Genomic DNA, 17,253 nt, shown 5'->3' on the forward strand with positions numbered 1-17,253 from the left:
AGAATTTTTATCGGTGACTTTTGATTAATGAGGGAAATTTCTGTAATATTTTATTTTAATAAAGCATTTTTTATGATATTATTTAATAAATTAGGATAACTAATAAGTTATGAGAGAGAGTTGACAAGTTGTGAGAAATTTTAATACAATTTTCAGACAGACAGACAGACAGACAGACAGACAGACAGACAGAATAATTCTGTCTTTTTTAATAAGTTTTATTATGGTAAAAGTATCATCTTTTTGACAGGTGTATATTTTTGCCATTTTTTATGGATAAAATGAGGTGATTGTATAGGAAGTTTTAGAAAAATGTGAGAGGAAGATTTAAAATTTTATGGAGGTGCATAATGCGCAAGAAAAATATTATAGGATTTTTGTTGGCATTTGTAATGCTATTATCAATCTGCACAAGTTCCTTTGCAGTCTATGCAGAAGAATCTAGGGGCGCAAAAGAGTCAGCAGTTGAAAATAAAGTTGCAAGTGCAGAAGTAGTGGATGAAGAAAAGGAAATTGATGCAGAAAAACCAGAAGATCCACAGGAAGAAGTCATAGTTAAAAAGCCAGTAGAGTCTGAGAAAAAAGTTGACAAACTTGGAGAGGCTGAAGAAGTAATTAAAGAAAAAGAAAAAACGGCAACTATTGAAGAAAATGAAAGGCTTGAGCTTTCAAAGGAAGAAGTTCCTGAAGCGGTTGGTGAACCAGCTGCTGAAAAAACATTTACAGTTACAAAAAGAACGATGGGTTCTACAGAAAAAGGAGAACTTGTTGGTAATTATGATACTTTTTATGAAGCAGTGAAAAACTGTAAACAAGAAGATCTAACTAATGAGTATGTAATTACTATGAATCGTGATTATGATATTCCTGAAACTGAAAGCATGTGGGGAAAATCAAAAGTAAATATTTTGCTAAAATCTAAGGAAGGAAACCAATTTACTTTAAAGAGAAGCAACAAGAATTTTATCTCATTATACAGTAATGCCACACTTAAAGTTGAAAATATTAAATTAAATGGAGATAAAAAAGCTCAAGCAGTTGGAGTTACTGGAGGAACTTTAACACTAGGCAATGGAGCAGTCGTTGAAAACTGTACGGGATATCAAGGCTTTGATGGCCCAGCGATACTTGTTTCTTCAAATGGTACCTTTAATATAGAAGAAGGAGCAACAATACAAGGTAACTACTCAAATCAACAAGGTGGTGCTATTCAAGCTCGAAATGAATCAACCATAAATATTAGTGGCGGAACTTTTAAGAACAACAAATCTAATACAAGTGATGGAGGAGTTATCGCAGCTTATGGAACACTAAATATTACAGGCGGTACTTTCGAAGATAATGAAGCTAAGAAAACTGGAGGAGCCATCATTATCGGAAAAAATTACGCAGCAAGTATTTCAAACGCTACATTTAGAAACAACAAAGCTAGAACTGGTGGTGCAATATATAGTTTGCAAGAAATTAATGCTTCGAATTTAGCTTTTGAAGGGAATGAAGCTATTTGGGGCGGAGCAATTTTTTCATCAAAGAAATTGACCTTAACTAATAGCACATTTAAAAATAATAAAGCCAACTCAGCAGGTGGAGCTTTGTATTTACAAGGCGGAGGAGAAATAAATAATACAAAATTTATAGAAAATACAGCAGATATAAATGGCGGAGCAATCTATATTAATAAAGGCGATTCAAATATTACAGCTTGTGCATTTACAAAAAATGGATCTCAAGCTATATTTATAGCTCACGAAAGTAATGGCACAACAACAATTTCAGATACTACATTTACAGAAAATTATTCAAATAACTTTGGTGGTGGAATATATCTAGGAAAGGATTCCAAACTAAATATAAGCAAGTCAACATTTACAAAAAACGAGGCTGCTTACGGAGCTGGTGTTGCTAGTGCTGGAACTGGAAATGTAGATACAAGCTTAACAAATATAAAAGTAGACTCTAGCTCATTTACAGACAATCTATCTCTTATGGGAGCAGGTATATATACAGCCTTTCCAACAGAAATAAACAAGTGTACTTTTACTAAAAACAAAGCAGATGTTCATCCACAAGACGACCAAACTAATCCGCACGATTCTGGCGTAGGTGGGGCTATTGAAGTAATAGATAATAAAACTACGATTAAAGCATCTACCTTTGAAGAAAACTGGGCCTACGGTTCAGGAGGAGCTCTAGGTATTAGCGGTGTTGCTAGAGATAAATCTAAAAATATAACAAGTATTAAACCAAATATAAGCGTTGAAATTTCAGAGGGCACAAAATTTATAGGAAATACTTGCAATCTCGGACAAGGCGGAGCTATTTTTACGATTCCTTATCTATATGACATAGAAGGATATGAAACTGGTGTTGATAAAGATACTCTTAAGGAAAAAGCTTATAAAAATTTAACTACAGCAGCTGATACAATTTTCAAAGACAATGTCGCCCTATCAGGTTTTGTTGATCCTCCTGCAAATTATAAAGACTACGCAGACCTTAAATTTGCCAGAAACTCTTTTACAGAAAAACTGTCAGATAAAGATGTTGCAAAATCATTATTAAATAACTACGATGTAAATTACAAAAATGCAAAGCTAAGTGCCTTCTTTGATCCAAATGGTGGAGAATTTAAAGACGGAGAAAATCCAAAAGATATAAGGGTTGTCAAGGGTGAAAAAGATAAAGAAATAAAATTGCTAGATGCTCCAAAAAGAGATGGCTATAAGTTCACTGGCTGGAAACTTTCTATGAACATTCCAAAAGATAAATTGAAGGAAATGCCAGAAGAAACATTAAAGAAATTAAATGAAGGAAAGATTTTTAAAGCTGGCGAAAAATTTGTATTAGATGCAGATTGCATCTTCATTGCTCAATGGGAAAAAGATGACACACCAACTCCAGAACCAAAACCAGAACCAAAACCAGAGCCTAAACCAGAGCCTAAACCAGAGCCAGAAGTTGAACCAAGAAGACATGAATATGTAGACACAATTTCAGTAATTGCAAAGGTACCTGACAAGGAAAGCTACCTTCACATGAGTTATTTATTTGGATATCCTGACAAGACTATTAGACCTGAGGGCAATATGACAAGGGCGGAAGCTGTGGCAGTAGTAACTCGCCTTGAAGGATATAGCTTTAAGGTTGACAGCGAAAAGATATTCAAAGACTTGAAGAAGGGCGCTTGGTACAATAAATATATTAACGCTGCCTTTGAACATGGAATCCTTGTAGAAAAACAAGGGGAAGACTTCAGACCTGACCAAGCAATCACCAGAGCAGAATTTGCAAAACTAATAAGTTTTATTGATGCGGACAATTCAAAAATTGCACCTTTTGCCGATGTAAAAGGTCATGTATATGAAGATGCAATAAACAAAGCCTATGGCAACGACAGGATAAAGGGCTATCCAGATGGTACTTTCCGCCCTGATGCGAAAATTACAAGGGCAGAAATTGTGACAATCCTAAATAATTTTTACGATAGAAAAGCTGATGGCGAAAGTCTTAAAAATGTAAAAAATATAGAAAACTTAAAACATTTTAAAGATTTAAGTGAAACTTATTGGGCTTATTATGAAATCACCGAAGCAGCAAACTCTCATGAGTATGTGAGAAGAAGTGCTGGACTTGTAGAAAATTGGATTTGTCTACTTGAAGACCTTGTAAAATAAGATAAATTAATTGCCTCCTTAGTGGGGCAGTTTTTTACGCCTAATTTTATTTGCTCAAGCTACAAAAGACTTGGATAATATTATAATTTTTCAAAAAGAAATAATGGCAAGGGGACTTTCCTTTTAATTAATTTTGTTTTTTTGTGGGCTTAAAGGATATAAATAAAAGAGAAAAGGGAAAAGAAATTATAAATGTGATAAAATGTTTTTATAAATTAGAAGGGGGATATTATGTCAGAAAATAAAAAAATCGCCATTCAAGAAACTTATGGCGAAAGATTTCAATATTGTTGGGGCTGCGGTCCTAAAAATCACGATGGAATGCATTTAAAATCTTATCCATCAGAAGATGGTAGTGAGTGCATAGCAAGGGTTACTCCTGATTCAGTTTACACTGGTGGCGTTCCAAAGAATCTTTTTGGTGGAATGATTGCCATGCTTTTCGACTGCCATGGAACTGCATCTGCTGCCTGGTTTAAACATCACGACCTAGGTCTTGACCTAACTGAAGACACAGTAATCGGTCGCTTCATCACTGCAAGACTTGAAGTTGATTTTAAAAAGCCAACTCCAATGGATACGGAAATTACAATTACTGCCACTGCCGAAGAAATTGGCGAAAGAAAAGTCATTGTAAATATGGTAATGGAAGCTGATGGGGAGGTTCGTGCAAAGGCAAAGATGGTTGCCGTTGGCGTAAAGGACAATATGTAAATTTTTAAAGAGACTTACTAGGGTCTCTTTTTTTATGTAATTTTTTATAATTTCCTGGCAAAAATGATAAAATAGAGAAAATAAATTGAAATTTTAATTTGGAGTTTTTATGAATTTAAAAAATAAAAAAATGGCATATATTTTTCTTTATCTTGCCTCCTTTGCCTTGAGCTTTGGAATTTTAGTCTTAGTTAATAAAATTGAATTTATCCCAATAATAAATAATATCCTCCTAGGATTTGGTTTTTTACTTTTTATTGGCCTACAAATTTTTTCGCTCTACAATTTTACGAAATTTAAAATTAATAAGCAGGGCAAAATATTTATCTTTATCCTAATTTTAATTCTTGGAGGAATTTTTGCCTTTTATATATTTTTAGCTTCTGTTTTTTCTGGAAAAGAGAACCGCTCCTTAATTTATGGTGGCGAAAAATATTATATTTTAAATGTGGGATGGATGGATCCTCTTTATGAGGTCTACAGAAAAAATTTCATCACCATGGATAAGTTAGATGAAGAAAGGCTTGGTCAGGTTTTTTCTGATTTGAGTAAAATTCATGATGAGGACCAGAGAGAAATTTTAAGGTTTTTAATTTATGGAAGAGAAGATATGAAAGAAGATATTCACCATGCAAAGGAAAATCATCAAGTAGAAGAAAAACCTGAAGAAAAAAATAAAGCAGAAGATAAAAATGAATTATTAAAAAATTTTATAGTAAAAGACGCCATAAAAATCGAAAATTCAGACTATGGACTACTTGAAGTTGACAGTGCAGGTGCAAGGAGTCGCTGGTTTTTTGTAAAAATAGTGGGCGATGACATGACTTTTATTTCAGAATTAGAAGAAACAAGTCCAGAAGTCAGCGGAAGAGTTGATGAAAATGGAAATATTTATTTAAACTTCACTGACATAAATAAAAATGAGATCAAATATATTTCAAGGGACGGCGGCAAAACTTTTAAAGAATGAGGAGAAAATATGGAATTTATTCTTGGTATCATTGCAATATTTTTTGCAATTAAAAATATAATAGCTTGGACTCATGGAAAGGATCCACAAAAGTATAGATTTTTGAGCCTTGCCTTTACATCTCTTACAATTTTTTCTTTTTATTATATGGGAGCGGAGTTTCTATCAAAGGGAGATATAGCGGGCGCTTTAGATGTTGTTCCTACAATATCAGAAATTTTATTCTTTTGCACAATTGCTTCAATAATAATAAATGGAATTACGCTTTTTAAGATAAAGTAAAGTGAAAACTTTGAAAATTTTGCGGACTTTTTTATTTATTTTAAAGTAAATTTACAATCTAATGATATAATGACCAGATTAAGAATTTTGGGAGGTTTATTTTGAAGAAAAAAGAAATTTCCACAGCTATGTTATTTATAATTTTATTTGGCATTGTCAGTTTATTTTCCGACATGACCCATGAAGGTGCATCAAGCATTAGGGGAGCTTACCTAAGTGTCCTTGGCGCATCAGCTGGGACAATTGGTTTTATATCAGGTCTTGGTGAACTTGTGGGCTACTCCATGAGGTATGTCTTTGGAAAAATTACTGACAGGACAAAAAAATATTGGCCCATGGTAATTTTTGGCTACATCTTAGATATTTTGGCAGTGCCTGCTCTTGCCCTTGTTGGTGAAAAGGGTTGGCTAGCTGCATCACTTCTCTTGGTAGTCCAAAGGATGGGCAAGGCAATAAAAAAGCCTGCCAAGGATACCATTATGTCCTTTGCTGCCTCCCAAGAGGGCGTAGGCAAGTCCTTTGGCATACAAGAGATGCTAGATCAAATTGGGGCATTTCTAGGTCCAGTTTTTCTATACCTAGTCATGTTATTTAAGACAGAGGGAAGAACTTTTGAAATTTATAGAACTTGCTTTGCATTTTTGGCAATTCCTGGTTTTATTACCATTCTTCTCTTGTTTTATACCAAGATGAAATTTCCAAATCCAGAACATTTTGAGCCTGAGCCAAAAAAAGAAGAGGCCTTCCACATGAAGAAGTCCTTTTTATATTACATTGCAGGTATTTCCTTCTTTGCCTTTGGCTTTATTGACTACTCAATAATAATTATGCACATTACGAGAAATTACACAGAAGTTGCTGGAAGCCTTCAAGAGACTACAAGCCTTATAAACAGCGGAACTATTCCTCTACTCTATGCAGGGGCAATGCTAGTGGATGCCATAGCGGCACTTGTTTTTGGCCATATTTATGACAAAAATGGAGTGAAGGCACTTGTCATCTCTACAATAATTTCAGCGCCCTTCTCTCTATTTATCTTTGGCTTTAATAGTCTACCAGCACTTTTATTTGGACTTGCCCTTTGGGGCATTGGCATGGGTGCACAGGAATCAATATTAAAGGCAGCGGTGACTTCTATGGTGCCAAAGAAAAACAGGGCAACGGGCTATGGAATTTTTGAATGTTCCTTTGGATTTTTCTGGTTCTTGGGTTCCTGGCTACTAGGAGTAATGTACAGCATCTCTCTTCCAGCTATGATAATTATTTCTATACTAGCTCAACTTCTTGCAATTCCACTTTATTTAAAAGTTGCAAAGCTAAAATAAATTTAAGGCGGTCTCCGCCTTTTTTTAATTGCATAAATTTTTTAAAAAAATTAAAAGAAAATTTACAATTTTTTTACTTTTCCTTTAAAAAAAGACAATTATATTGTAAGATTAAATTGAAAAAAATTTTTGGAGGATTTATGTCAATTAATTATTTTATCGAACTATTGGGAGGGCTTGCTCTCTTCCTTTATGGCATGGAAATGATGAGCAGCGGTCTCGAGCTCGTTGCAGGCGACAAACTTCGTAATGTAATCGAAAAGATGACATCGAGTTTCTTTAAATCAATACTTGTTGGTGCTTTTGTAACTGCTATAATTCAATCATCTTCTGCCACAACAGTAATGACTGTTGGTTTCGTAAATGCTGGACTAATGACAATTTATCAAGCGGTTGGAATTATAATGGGGGCGAATATTGGTACAACTATCACTGGACAATTAGTTGCCTTAAATATTTCCACTCTTGCACCTATAATTGCCTTTGTTGGATTTTTGCTAAATACATTTTCAAAAAATAAGAAGAAGAGATATATTGGTCAAGCTGTAATTGGTCTTGGATTTTTGTTTATGGGAATGCAATTTATGAGTGTAGCCATGGAACCTTTACGAGATTATCCTGGCTTTGTAACTCTCATGACAAAGTTTGACAACCCAATCCTTGGCGTACTTGCAGGTACAGCTATTACTGCAATACTCCAATCATCTTCTGCTTCTCTTGGTATTTTACAGGCAATTGCTAACCAAGGAGTTATACCACTTTATTCATCAATGTATATAATATTTGGCTTTAATATTGGAACTTGTATTACATCTGTCTTATCATCAATTGGCTCATCAAAAAATGCAAGAAGAACAGCCCTAGTCCACGTGCTCTTTAACATTATAGGTACTATAATTTTCGTAACTATTTCCTTTATAGTTCCAATTGATCAAATAATAATTAGATATTCAAGAGATTTGCCAGCGGCACAAATTGCCAACTTGCACACACTATTTAACGTTGCGACATCAGTACTTTTATTCCCATTTTCAAGAAAGCTTGCAGATTTGTCTTTCAAGATTATTCCTGGTATAGACAAGGAACAAGAAGATATGTCTCTACAATATATCAACAAAAATATTGTCAAGGACGCACCTGCAACCTTTACTGATGTGAAGGCAGAAATTAGAAGACTGCTTGAAATAGTAACTCAAAACTATGAAAATTCAGTTAGCCTCTTGAAAAATTTTGACGAAGAAAAATACGATGAAATCTTTAGAAGAGAAGAAGTAATAAATTATTTAAACAAAGAGATTTCCGCCTTTATAATCGACTCCTTGGGTCTTGCCATGAACGAACAAACTTCTGCAAACTTTGCAGCCTACCTTAGAATTTCAAGGGACATGGAAAGAATTGGAGACCACTCCAAAAATATTGCCGAAGTTGCAAAATTAAAGGAAGACCAAAGCCTTGCCTTTACAGATAAAACTTTTGAAGAATTAAATGAAATAAATGATGTAATCGAGAAGATGTTTAACTCAGCCCTTGGCGAATTAGATAAGGACGAAAGAGTTGCCTTTATGAGAACATCAAACGAATTAGTTCAAAAGGATGCTACGCAATTTAGAAATAACCACATGCTTAGAATGAGAGAAAAAATCTGCGACCCTGAAAGTGGACTTCTCTACGAAAAGACACTGGCAGCCATGGAAAGAATTTCATCTTATATTTCTAATGCGGGAAAACTTGCAATTTAATATTTTAAAATCTGCTCGCTGGAGCAGATTTTTTTTGCAAATTTTTAGGAAATAAAAATATTTTTGATAAAAATATATGTTTACAAAACACAAGTTTAGATGATAGAATGACCTTGGTGGTAATATGGAATTAATGGAAAAACTAAAAATCCTATCAGACGCTGCAAAATACGATGTAAGTTGTTCTTCCTCTGGCTCCAATAGAAAGAATAAGAAAGGCCTTGGCGAGGCAAGTGTCAGTGGAATTTGTCACTCCTGGTCTGAAGATGGCAGGTGCATATCCCTTCTTAAAATACTTTTTACCAATCACTGCATTTACAACTGCAACTATTGTATCAATGCCAGAAGCCTTGAATCCAAGAGGGCAGCCTTTACTGTAGATGAAGTGGTGGATTTAACAATAAATTTTTACAAGAGAAATTATATTGAGGGCTTATTTTTGTCTTCAGGAATTTTTAAATCCTGCGACTACACCATGGAAAAATTAATTGAAGTGGCAAAAAGACTTCGCGAAAGGGAAAATTTTAATGGCTACATACACATGAAGGCAATACCAGGCTCCAGTGAGTATCTTATAAAAGAACTTGGAAAATATGTTGACAGGATGAGTATAAATATTGAGCTTCCCACAGAGAGAAGTCTCGCCCTTCTTGCGCCAGAAAAGAAAATTGAGGAAATTACAAAGCCCATGGACTTAGTGTCAAAGACCTTAAAGGTAAATGCTCTTGAAAGGGAAAAATATAAAAATTTTCCAAAGAAAAATATATTTTTGCCAGCAGGACAAACATCTCAGATGATAGTTGGAGCAGGAGACATTCACGACAGAGATGTAATTATGAGGTCGCAAAATCTCTATGACAATTATTCACTAAAGAGAGTTTACTATTCTGCCTATGTGCCTGTGAGAGAAAATTCCATTTTGCCAAAGGAAGAGACGCCCCTACTTCGCGAACACAGAATTTATCAGGCAGATTTTCTCATGAGGTTTTATGGTTTTCGGGCAGGGGAACTTTTAAAGGGGAAAAAAGAAGATTTTGATTTAAATGTAGACCCCAAGATGGACTATGCAATCGAAAATTATATTGAGCCCATTGAAATAAATAAGGCGAGCCTAGAGGAGCTTCTGAGGATTCCAGGCTTTGGTCCAAAGTCTGCAAGAAAGATTATAAAGGCGAGAAGGTCCTTTGCCCTTAACTTCAATGACTTAAAAAAGCTTAGGATTTCTACCAAGAGAGCCATAAATTTTATAACAGTTTCTGGAAAATATTATGGAGAAAAATTTGATTCAAGAGAAGCTCTTAGGTCTCTAATTTTGGAGAGAGAAAATTCTAAGCAACTCTCATTTTTTGATTGAGGTAATAATGATTTATGTATACGACGGAAGTTTTGAAGGACTTCTTACAGTAATTTTTGATTCTTATAAGGTCTTGGAAGACCTTGATAACATAGAAAAAAAAGATGAGCAAATTGATTTTATAAGTGACAAGATAAACTGCGTGACGGACCTAAAAAAGGCAGAGCGAGTGAAAAAATCTGTCATAAAAAACTTTTCCTATTCCTTTTACAATAATCTTCTTATGGTTTTTTCTTCCTGCCATGAAAAAAAGGAAATTGCCATAGCAAGGACCCTAAAAAAATTATATGTAAAGGGCTTTTATTATCTTGAAAGTGCGGAGGGCGATGTTGTTTTATTTAGAAATATATTAAAAAGAGTTTCAGGGGAGATTCACTCCTATAAGGGACTTCTTCGCTTTGAAGAGTTGAATGGTTTTTTGTTTGCAAAATTTCAGCCAGAAAATGACATTTTGTACTACATCTTCAAGCACTTCAAGAGAAGGCTTGTTAAGGAAAAATTTATCATTACAGACATAAAAAGAAATCGCGCCGTAATTTATGATGGGGAGAGGGCAGAATTTTTCGACTACCAAATGAGCGACAATTTTAAAATTGAGGACAACTATGTAGACCTTTGGCGAGTTTTTTACGACGCCATTGCCATAGAAGAGAGAAAAAATAAAAAGCTGAGAATTAAGAATATGCCGAAAAAATATTGGGAAAACCTGCCAGAAATAAATAGATTTAAATGAGTTTTATGGATTTTTCATAAAACTTTTTTTATGCCACTTAATGGGTATAATTATCTTGGAGGAAGAAATGGAAAAAAATAGAATTGCAAACATAAATGAATATATAGAAAAAAATTATCCCAAGGCAACTTTTATGGAGTCAAGTGAAATAGAACTTCCAAACTTTTTGCAGAGAGACTTTCAAGGCTCAGATAACAACTGTACCCTTGCCAGCCTTACGAGAATTATAAATTATTATTTTAAGGACTTAGACAAGTTTGAAATTTATAGGGAAGTTTTTGAAATCGCAAGGAGAAATGGCTACTTCAAAGAAATTGGCACCATACCCTTTTTTATTTCTCGCATAGCCAATACTTATTTTAAGAAAAATAAGATTAAGATTAAAAGCAGGGGCATTTATCTTGGAAATTTTTATTCTCATGTAAAAGAGGAGATAGATAAATTTCATCCAGTCCTTATGAATCTTGGCAGTGGCTACTACAAGAATCATTCCCTAGTTATTTTTGGCTATTCGATTTATAAGTACAGGGGAATGAAGATAAAAATTTTACATGTCTATGACGGTTGGAACAAGGCTCCTTCCTACATAGACTATAGCGACCTCAAGGGCTTTATGAATTTTCCAGTTTTTTCTTACAATATTTTTAACATTGACTAATTTTGTCAAATATAATAGAGTTTAGCTCAAGAGAAAAGGTGATGTTATGGAGAGAAGTTATTTAAAATTTTTAGTTTCAGAACTGCTTTTTGTAAAGGAAGACACAATAATAAATTTGATACCAAAGACATACGAGAGATATGGAGAAATTTTTGGCGACTTAGAAAATTTTGTGGATACTTTAAATTTAAATATAAGAAAAGTCAGGAGGAACATAAAATTATTGGACAAATTTTCTCCTGAAGATGCAAAAAGAAAATCTGAAGAAGAATTTGAAAGAGAGTTTAAAGAACTTGAAGAGGAAAATAAAGATAAGTACAGAAGGGATAATGGTCCTGTAATTTCTGATGAAAAAAGAAAGGAAATCGAGGACATTTTTAGGGAAGTTATCTTTTATTACAGCCCCGTCTTAAATGATTTTCCAAAAGAAGAATTTGAAAGGGCAGAGGAACTTTTTAAAAACTGCGACGAGGATGGTCTTTTAGAATTTTTAAAGATAGATAGGCCAAGGGAGCTTGATATAAGTAGGGAAAAGTTGCAATACATGAGAGAGGACCTAGAAATAGAAATATCCATGATCTTTGACAAGTTTCCTCTAAACCAACTTGACATGCTTGATGACAAGGAGGCAATAGATTTTAACTTAAAGAGGCTAAAGGGCGTCTATGAGGAATACCAAGAGATTTATGGAGGTCTTGGCGAAGAATTAAACATAAAAATTGCAGAAAAATATTTACCCCGTAATTAATACGGGGCATTTTTTTATTTTCTTGAACTTTTTAAGATTTCACGGGTAATTTTTATTGCAAGCCTTGCGGCTATTAGACCCAGGATCAGTCCGGCAATTATATCAGTTGGATAATGCACGAAGAGGTACATCCTGGAAAAGGCAATGAGTCCTGCCAAGATTAGGGCAAGGGCTCCTCTTTTTTTGTTGTAATAATAAATTACAGATGCAGCGGCAAAGGATGAACCAGTGTGTCCCGATGGGAAGGAATATCCCATGGGCGCCTTTATCAAGATTGCCACATCATCAACTGTGAAGGGTCTCGGTCTCGCTATTATTGGCTTTAAAATCAAGAGACCAAAGACAGAAAAAATAATAAGAGCTACTGCAAGGCTAAAGCCCTCTCTCTTTAATTTGTTATTATTTTGAAAGAGCAAAAATATTGCAGCAACAATCCAAATAAACCCTCCATTACCAAGACTAGTTATAAAAATCATAATATAATTTAATATTGGAGAGTGGAGACTTTGTAGTGATTCTAAAAATTTTAATTCCATTATTACTTTTTATTAAATTTATGCTTTACAAAGCTTACAAAATTTTTCATATCCTTTTTTAGGAAGGCGTCGTTGTGGTAGACCAAATAAAAAGTTCTCTTAATAGAGAGGTCTTCTATTCTGTGTTTAACAACGTCTTCGTCCTTAAAGGATGAAGATGCACCTATGGAAAGAGCGTCAGAATTTTTTACAATATTTAGAACCATGTCCTTATTTTGACAGATGAATTTTAAATCAATTGGTATGCCTCTTTCACGAAGGAAATTTAAAAGCATTTTTTTAGAATTATCATCTAAATCGCCAAGGACAAATTTTTTGTTTTTCAAATCTTCTGCGTCAAGCACTTCCTTGTCCTTGATGTCAGAATCCTTTGAGGAAATTATAAAAATTTCATCTTCAAAGAAAGGCTCAGCTGAATTATCACAAAGGTCAGCATCGCCATCTAATATTGCAAGATTTATAACGCCAGAATTTAATTTTTCAATTATTTTTTTGCGTGAATCAACATATACTCTTAGGCTTATATTTTCTTTTTTCTTTTCATAATCGTCGATTATTTCAAGTAAAAATTGAGAGCTAAAGTTTGAGCTCACGCCAAGATTGATGTTGTGAGCAGTAGATGAGCTTTGCAAAAAAATAACAGTATCTTCAAATTGTTCCAAGATATTTAGGGCAAAATCATAAAGCCTTAAGCCAACATCAGTTATGTATAATTTTTTTGATACCCTATCGAACAATTTTACATTGTACTCGTTTTCTATTTGCGAAATTGCATGGGAGACAGTTGGCTGCGAAATTTTCAAATTTTTTGCAGCGTTTGACATGTTTTTAGCCTTGACAACTTCGATAAATATTTCCAAATCCCTTATAGTCATATTAACCTCCTTAAACTTATTCTATTATTATTTTTAAGAAAAATCAAGATTTATAGTAAAAAGGTTATATTTTTATTTTTTAGTAAAGATTCTTTCTTTTTGTTGATAAAGGAACTCATCAAGAATAAAAAAGATTTGCAAAAAAATAGACAAAAGCCTAAAGCTCCTGTCTATCAAGATTTATTTATATCGTAAGTTTTAATGTCCTTAAGCCAATTTTTATCATTAGCCAAATTTTCTTGGAAGACTCCCTCTCTTTTCATGTAGTCTATAAAAAATAAATTAAATTTTTCTGCCCCCCTAACATTTAAGTGGTGGGGATCGTAAAAATCTTCCTTGGATAAATTTATCTGGTCATTAAAGTTATTGAAGTCGATAAAAGTAGCACCTCTAGCCTCTATTTCCTTGGCTATAACCCCTATGTTATCGCGATATAAGTCGTAATCGTAGATGGGAGTCTTGACGAAAAATAATTTTACTCCATTTTTCTTTGCCAGGTCAATTATTTCATCAAGGGCAGCCATATTAAAGTCAAAGTAAGTTTTTTCATTATAGGCATGAGCTGACTTCCTAAACTTATTTATCTCAGCATCTTCCTTATTTTTAAAGTTTTGGCTCTGACCCTTTAAGAGGACATAGCCCTTTAAGTAGTCGTCATAGGAAGCCTTATTAAAGTCGTAGTCCTCATCTTTTAACTCATCCCACCTGCTGTGGTAAGCCACAAGAGGGAGAATTGCCTGTGCCTTAAAACCCTTGGGAACTTTTTTTGCAATCATTTCAATTTTATTTTTTGACATAGGCATGTAGTCTGAATAAGAATTTACCACGCTAGAATCTTCTGTAATCCTATAAATTGCTGAGTGAATGTCCACAAAGATGACGGTTGGATTTTTTCTCTTAAGAGCATCTTTTATATAGGATGCTGTGATCCTTAAAGGCTGACTTTGTGAGGCGAGGACATAGGATTTTACGCCAGTCTTTTCATAAATCACAAGGGGCTCAAAGGAGCAGTAGGAGTGACTTGTGCCGAAAAACATGGCATTGTAGTCTTCAGTCTCGTTAAAGAAGCCGCCAATTTTATTTCCCATGTCCCAAGGCTTAGCCAGGGACTTTCTAATGAAGAGATTATTTAGCTCCAGGCTGCCAAAAATTATTAGGGCAATAAATATTATTGATTTTAAAATTTTTAGAAATTTTTTCATTTTATCACCTACAAAACTAGAACTGGAAGTAAATAAAGGCAGATTCAGAAAAGTCTGGACCATAGACGCCGAAAATTATTATGGCAAAGATAAAGGCAAGATAAATTATCCACCTTATTGGAAGAATTATTTTTAAAACTTTTTCGCTTAAATTTATCTTGTTGTACTTAAGCACATCAAAGATAAATAAAATAGCTACGCCAACAAGAAGGGGATAAATATTTGCTATGCCAAATTTAGTCTTAGAAAGGTCCTCCATTAAATTTAAAGATCTTGGATTATTTAAAATTGCAAGGAGATATTCGTTGCCCTGATGAATATTTTCTGCCCTAAAATAAATAAAGGCAAAGACAACAATTATAAAGGTGAGGACTCTTCTTAGGCTGTCAACTAAAATATTTCTCTTGGACTTTTTATTGATGCCTAAAATATTTTCAAGGACATTAAAGATTCCGTGAATGAGACCCCAGAGGACAAAGGAAAGTTCTGCCCCATGCCAAAGTCCACTTACTAGAAAGACTACAATAAGGTTAAAATATTTGCGTAGCTTACCCATTCTATTGCCGCCAAGGGGAATGTAAAGATAGTCCTTAAACCAAGATGAAAGGGAAATATGCCATCTTCTCCAAAATTCTGTAATGGATTTAGATAGAAGTGGCTCTTTAAAGTTGTCCATTAAGTCAATCCCTAAGATCTTCGCAGATCCCTTAGCCATTATGGAATAGGAGTAGAAGTCGCAATAAATTTGTAGGGTAAATAAAATCCCAGAGATGATTAAAATCTCTCGAGAAAAATTTTTGTAATTTCCAAAAACTTCATTGACGAGAATGGCTGCCCTGTCGGCAATAATTAACTTCAAAAACATTCCGTAAAAAAATAGGACAAGACCCTTGACTAAGTTGTCGTAGGAAAATTTTCTAGGTTTTTTTATCTGTGGAAGTAAATTTACACTTCTTTCAATGGGTCCTGCCACAAGTTGTGGAAAAAAGGATACAAAAAGTGCGTAGTCAATAAAATTTTCTTCTGCCCTAATGTCCTTTCTGTAGACATCAATTGTGTAGCCCAGAGCCTGGAAGGTGTAAAAGGAAATTCCAACGGGAAGGAGCACATCAATTGCCAGGTTAAAATCTTTGCTAGAAAAATTATTTAAGAGGTCTGCAAAAAAATTAAAGTACTTAAAGACAAAGAGTATGCCCAAATTTATAAAAAAGCACAAAAATACAGCAAGCTTCATTTTTTTAACCTGCCCTCTGTTTTTCTCAATATAAAGACCTGTCATGTAGGTAACAAATATTGAGAAGACCATGAGTAGGGTGTATTTCACATTCCAAAAGCTATAAAAAGTGAGGCTTGCCAAGAGCAAAAATATATTTTTAAGTTTTTGTGGCAATAAATTGTAAAAAATTACAACTATTGGCAAAAAAATTAAATATTCAAGTGAATTAAAAAGCATAAAATCCTCCAATCACTTTATATTATAGCAAATGATGGAGGATTTCAATATTTGATTATTAAAGAGCGACGCTCATCTTGTACTCTCTAGGAGTTTTGCCAGTGTACTTTTTGAAGGTCATAGTAAAATGAGGCTGTGAAGAAAATCCACACTCATAACTTATGTATTCCAAAGTTTTTTTGTCCTCTAAGAGAAGTTTTTTCGCCTTGTTTGTCTTTAGGGTATTTAAATATTGGCAAAAAGTGTATCCTGTCTCTTCTTTAAAAAGTGAGCAGAGATAATTTTTTGATAGGTGAAGTTTTTCTGCAAGCTCCTCTAGGTTTAAGCCCAAAGTATATTCGCTGTTTATAATTTTTAAAGCCTTGTCAATTATTTCGTTTCTGGAAAAATCCATTTCATCGAGAAGGGAATTAGCATAAGATTCTATTAAATCCTTTGCAATATACTTAAGAGCCAACTTGTCTTCTACCTTTTTTAATTTAAGGGTGAAGTCGTCGTGTATCTCTGTTAGGTCCTTGTTATATGTAATTAGAAAATATGTATACAGGAAGGTGTTTAGGTCCTCGATTTGCTTTTTCATCTCATCTAGGCTCTTGCTAAGTGAATTTTTTGAAATATTTTCAAAAATCTCGTGAGCACAATTTATGCATTCAGGTTTTGCCTTTTCGGCAATAGTAAGATAATTTGTCATAAGTCCTCCTTTATTATTTGATTTTATTTTATGTGTGATTATTAAAATTTTGATAAGTATTATCTTTAATTCAATTATAAGACAAATGATATTAAATATCAACAAATAAATTCTATAAATTTTTAAAAAATTTTTTCTGTGAGATTTTTTGCATTTTGACACTTTTTGTTGTAATATATTGTCCTTGCGAAAAATTATAAAAAAATTATTGGCTAAAAAATTTTCTTTGAGAGACTTTGAGAGAGGAATAATTTTAAATTATTTTTTAAAAATATTTGGCGATAAAAATTATAAAAAAC

Annotated in this window: 15 protein-coding genes; 10 read left to right on the plus strand and 5 right to left on the minus strand. The window is 33.7% G+C overall.

Annotated elements, in window-relative coordinates; translation table 11 throughout:
* Window positions 1–350: 350 nt before the first annotated feature.
* The 10 genes from Q0U74_RS00085 to Q0U74_RS00130 all read left to right on the plus strand — a co-directional run bounded on the left by Q0U74_RS00085 (window position 351) and on the right by Q0U74_RS00130 (window position 12,197).
* Window positions 351–3,674, plus strand: coding sequence for an S-layer homology domain-containing protein (locus tag Q0U74_RS00085; RefSeq protein WP_297391730.1), 3,324 nt, complete (start codon window positions 351–353; stop codon window positions 3,672–3,674).
* Window positions 3,675–3,905: 231 nt separating this feature from the next.
* A complete protein-coding gene (locus tag Q0U74_RS00090; RefSeq protein WP_297391732.1) occupies window positions 3,906–4,388 on the plus strand; it encodes a hotdog domain-containing protein in 483 nt (160 codons plus the stop codon).
* A 109-nt stretch (window positions 4,389–4,497) separates the two neighbouring features.
* On the plus strand, window positions 4,498–5,358 hold the full coding sequence (locus Q0U74_RS00095) for a hypothetical protein (protein WP_297391735.1): 861 nt from the start codon (window positions 4,498–4,500) through the stop codon (window positions 5,356–5,358).
* A gap of 9 nt (window positions 5,359–5,367) precedes the next feature.
* A complete protein-coding gene (locus tag Q0U74_RS00100) occupies window positions 5,368–5,640 on the plus strand; it encodes a hypothetical protein (RefSeq protein ID WP_297391737.1) in 273 nt (90 codons plus the stop codon).
* Between the two features lie 101 nt (window positions 5,641–5,741).
* Window positions 5,742–6,965, plus strand: coding sequence for an MFS transporter (locus tag Q0U74_RS00105; RefSeq protein WP_297391739.1), 1,224 nt, complete (start codon window positions 5,742–5,744; stop codon window positions 6,963–6,965).
* A gap of 140 nt (window positions 6,966–7,105) precedes the next feature.
* Window positions 7,106–8,704 (plus strand): Na/Pi cotransporter family protein, encoded by a 1,599-nt coding sequence (locus tag Q0U74_RS00110; RefSeq protein ID WP_297391741.1) that lies wholly within the window; start codon window positions 7,106–7,108, stop codon window positions 8,702–8,704.
* A 124-nt stretch (window positions 8,705–8,828) separates the two neighbouring features.
* Complete coding sequence (locus Q0U74_RS00115; protein ID WP_297391743.1) at window positions 8,829–10,058, plus strand: putative DNA modification/repair radical SAM protein; 1,230 nt, start codon at window positions 8,829–8,831, stop codon at window positions 10,056–10,058.
* A gap of 7 nt (window positions 10,059–10,065) precedes the next feature.
* Window positions 10,066–10,791 carry a TIGR03915 family putative DNA repair protein gene (locus Q0U74_RS00120; RefSeq protein ID WP_297391745.1) on the plus strand — a complete coding sequence of 242 codons (726 nt, stop codon included), beginning with the start codon at window positions 10,066–10,068 and terminating at the stop codon, window positions 10,789–10,791.
* Window positions 10,792–10,858: 67 nt separating this feature from the next.
* Window positions 10,859–11,449 carry a C39 family peptidase gene (locus tag Q0U74_RS00125; protein WP_297391747.1) on the plus strand — a complete coding sequence of 197 codons (591 nt, stop codon included), beginning with the start codon at window positions 10,859–10,861 and terminating at the stop codon, window positions 11,447–11,449.
* A gap of 46 nt (window positions 11,450–11,495) precedes the next feature.
* Window positions 11,496–12,197: a hypothetical protein gene (locus tag Q0U74_RS00130; RefSeq protein ID WP_297391749.1), complete on the plus strand. Its 702-nt coding sequence runs from the start codon at window positions 11,496–11,498 to the stop codon at window positions 12,195–12,197.
* 14 nt (window positions 12,198–12,211) lie between these two features.
* Here the strand turns inward: Q0U74_RS00130 and Q0U74_RS00135 are convergent, their stop codons facing one another.
* The 5 genes from Q0U74_RS00135 to Q0U74_RS00155 form a co-directional block, all read right to left on the minus strand.
* Window positions 12,212–12,733, minus strand: coding sequence for a phosphatase PAP2 family protein (locus Q0U74_RS00135; RefSeq protein ID WP_297391752.1), 522 nt, complete (start codon window positions 12,731–12,733; stop codon window positions 12,212–12,214).
* A gap of 2 nt (window positions 12,734–12,735) precedes the next feature.
* Window positions 12,736–13,608, minus strand: a complete 873-nt coding sequence (locus Q0U74_RS00140; RefSeq protein ID WP_297391754.1) for a LysR family transcriptional regulator — start codon at window positions 13,606–13,608, stop codon at window positions 12,736–12,738.
* A gap of 173 nt (window positions 13,609–13,781) precedes the next feature.
* The gene (locus Q0U74_RS00145) at window positions 13,782–14,810 is read right to left on the minus strand and encodes a hypothetical protein (RefSeq protein WP_297391756.1); all 1,029 of its coding nucleotides are present in this window, start codon (window positions 14,808–14,810) and stop codon (window positions 13,782–13,784) included.
* Window positions 14,811–14,826: 16 nt separating this feature from the next.
* Complete coding sequence (locus Q0U74_RS00150; RefSeq protein ID WP_297391758.1) at window positions 14,827–16,263, minus strand: MBOAT family protein; 1,437 nt, start codon at window positions 16,261–16,263, stop codon at window positions 14,827–14,829.
* A gap of 58 nt (window positions 16,264–16,321) precedes the next feature.
* Window positions 16,322–16,954, minus strand: coding sequence for an AraC family transcriptional regulator (locus tag Q0U74_RS00155; RefSeq protein WP_297391760.1), 633 nt, complete (start codon window positions 16,952–16,954; stop codon window positions 16,322–16,324).
* Between the last annotated feature and the right edge of the window lie 299 nt (window positions 16,955–17,253).

Origin of the sequence: uncultured Peptoniphilus sp. (genome assembly GCF_946998875.1) — a bacterium.
Classification (GTDB): domain Bacteria; phylum Bacillota; class Clostridia; order Tissierellales; family Peptoniphilaceae; genus Peptoniphilus_A.

Excerpts from the sequence above, each read along its gene's own strand:
- Q0U74_RS00085 (WP_297391730.1), top strand. The coding sequence starts at position 351 with ATGCGCAAGAAAAATATTATAGGATTTTTGTTGGCATTTGTAATGCTA.
- Q0U74_RS00135 (WP_297391752.1), bottom strand. The coding sequence starts at position 12,733 with ATGGAATTAAAATTTTTAGAATCACTACAAAGTCTCCACTCTCCAATA.
- Q0U74_RS00095 (WP_297391735.1), top strand. The coding sequence starts at position 4,498 with ATGAATTTAAAAAATAAAAAAATGGCATATATTTTTCTTTATCTTGCC.
- Q0U74_RS00130 (WP_297391749.1), top strand. The coding sequence starts at position 11,496 with ATGGAGAGAAGTTATTTAAAATTTTTAGTTTCAGAACTGCTTTTTGTA.
- Q0U74_RS00090 (WP_297391732.1), top strand. The coding sequence starts at position 3,906 with ATGTCAGAAAATAAAAAAATCGCCATTCAAGAAACTTATGGCGAAAGA.
- Q0U74_RS00150 (WP_297391758.1), bottom strand. The coding sequence starts at position 16,263 with ATGCTTTTTAATTCACTTGAATATTTAATTTTTTTGCCAATAGTTGTA.
- Q0U74_RS00145 (WP_297391756.1), bottom strand. The coding sequence starts at position 14,810 with ATGAAAAAATTTCTAAAAATTTTAAAATCAATAATATTTATTGCCCTA.
- Q0U74_RS00140 (WP_297391754.1), bottom strand. The coding sequence starts at position 13,608 with ATGACTATAAGGGATTTGGAAATATTTATCGAAGTTGTCAAGGCTAAA.
- Q0U74_RS00155 (WP_297391760.1), bottom strand. The coding sequence starts at position 16,954 with ATGACAAATTATCTTACTATTGCCGAAAAGGCAAAACCTGAATGCATA.
- Q0U74_RS00120 (WP_297391745.1), top strand. The coding sequence starts at position 10,066 with ATGATTTATGTATACGACGGAAGTTTTGAAGGACTTCTTACAGTAATT.
- Q0U74_RS00110 (WP_297391741.1), top strand. The coding sequence starts at position 7,106 with ATGTCAATTAATTATTTTATCGAACTATTGGGAGGGCTTGCTCTCTTC.
- Q0U74_RS00100 (WP_297391737.1), top strand. The coding sequence starts at position 5,368 with ATGGAATTTATTCTTGGTATCATTGCAATATTTTTTGCAATTAAAAAT.
- Q0U74_RS00125 (WP_297391747.1), top strand. The coding sequence starts at position 10,859 with ATGGAAAAAAATAGAATTGCAAACATAAATGAATATATAGAAAAAAAT.
- Q0U74_RS00115 (WP_297391743.1), top strand. The coding sequence starts at position 8,829 with ATGGAATTAATGGAAAAACTAAAAATCCTATCAGACGCTGCAAAATAC.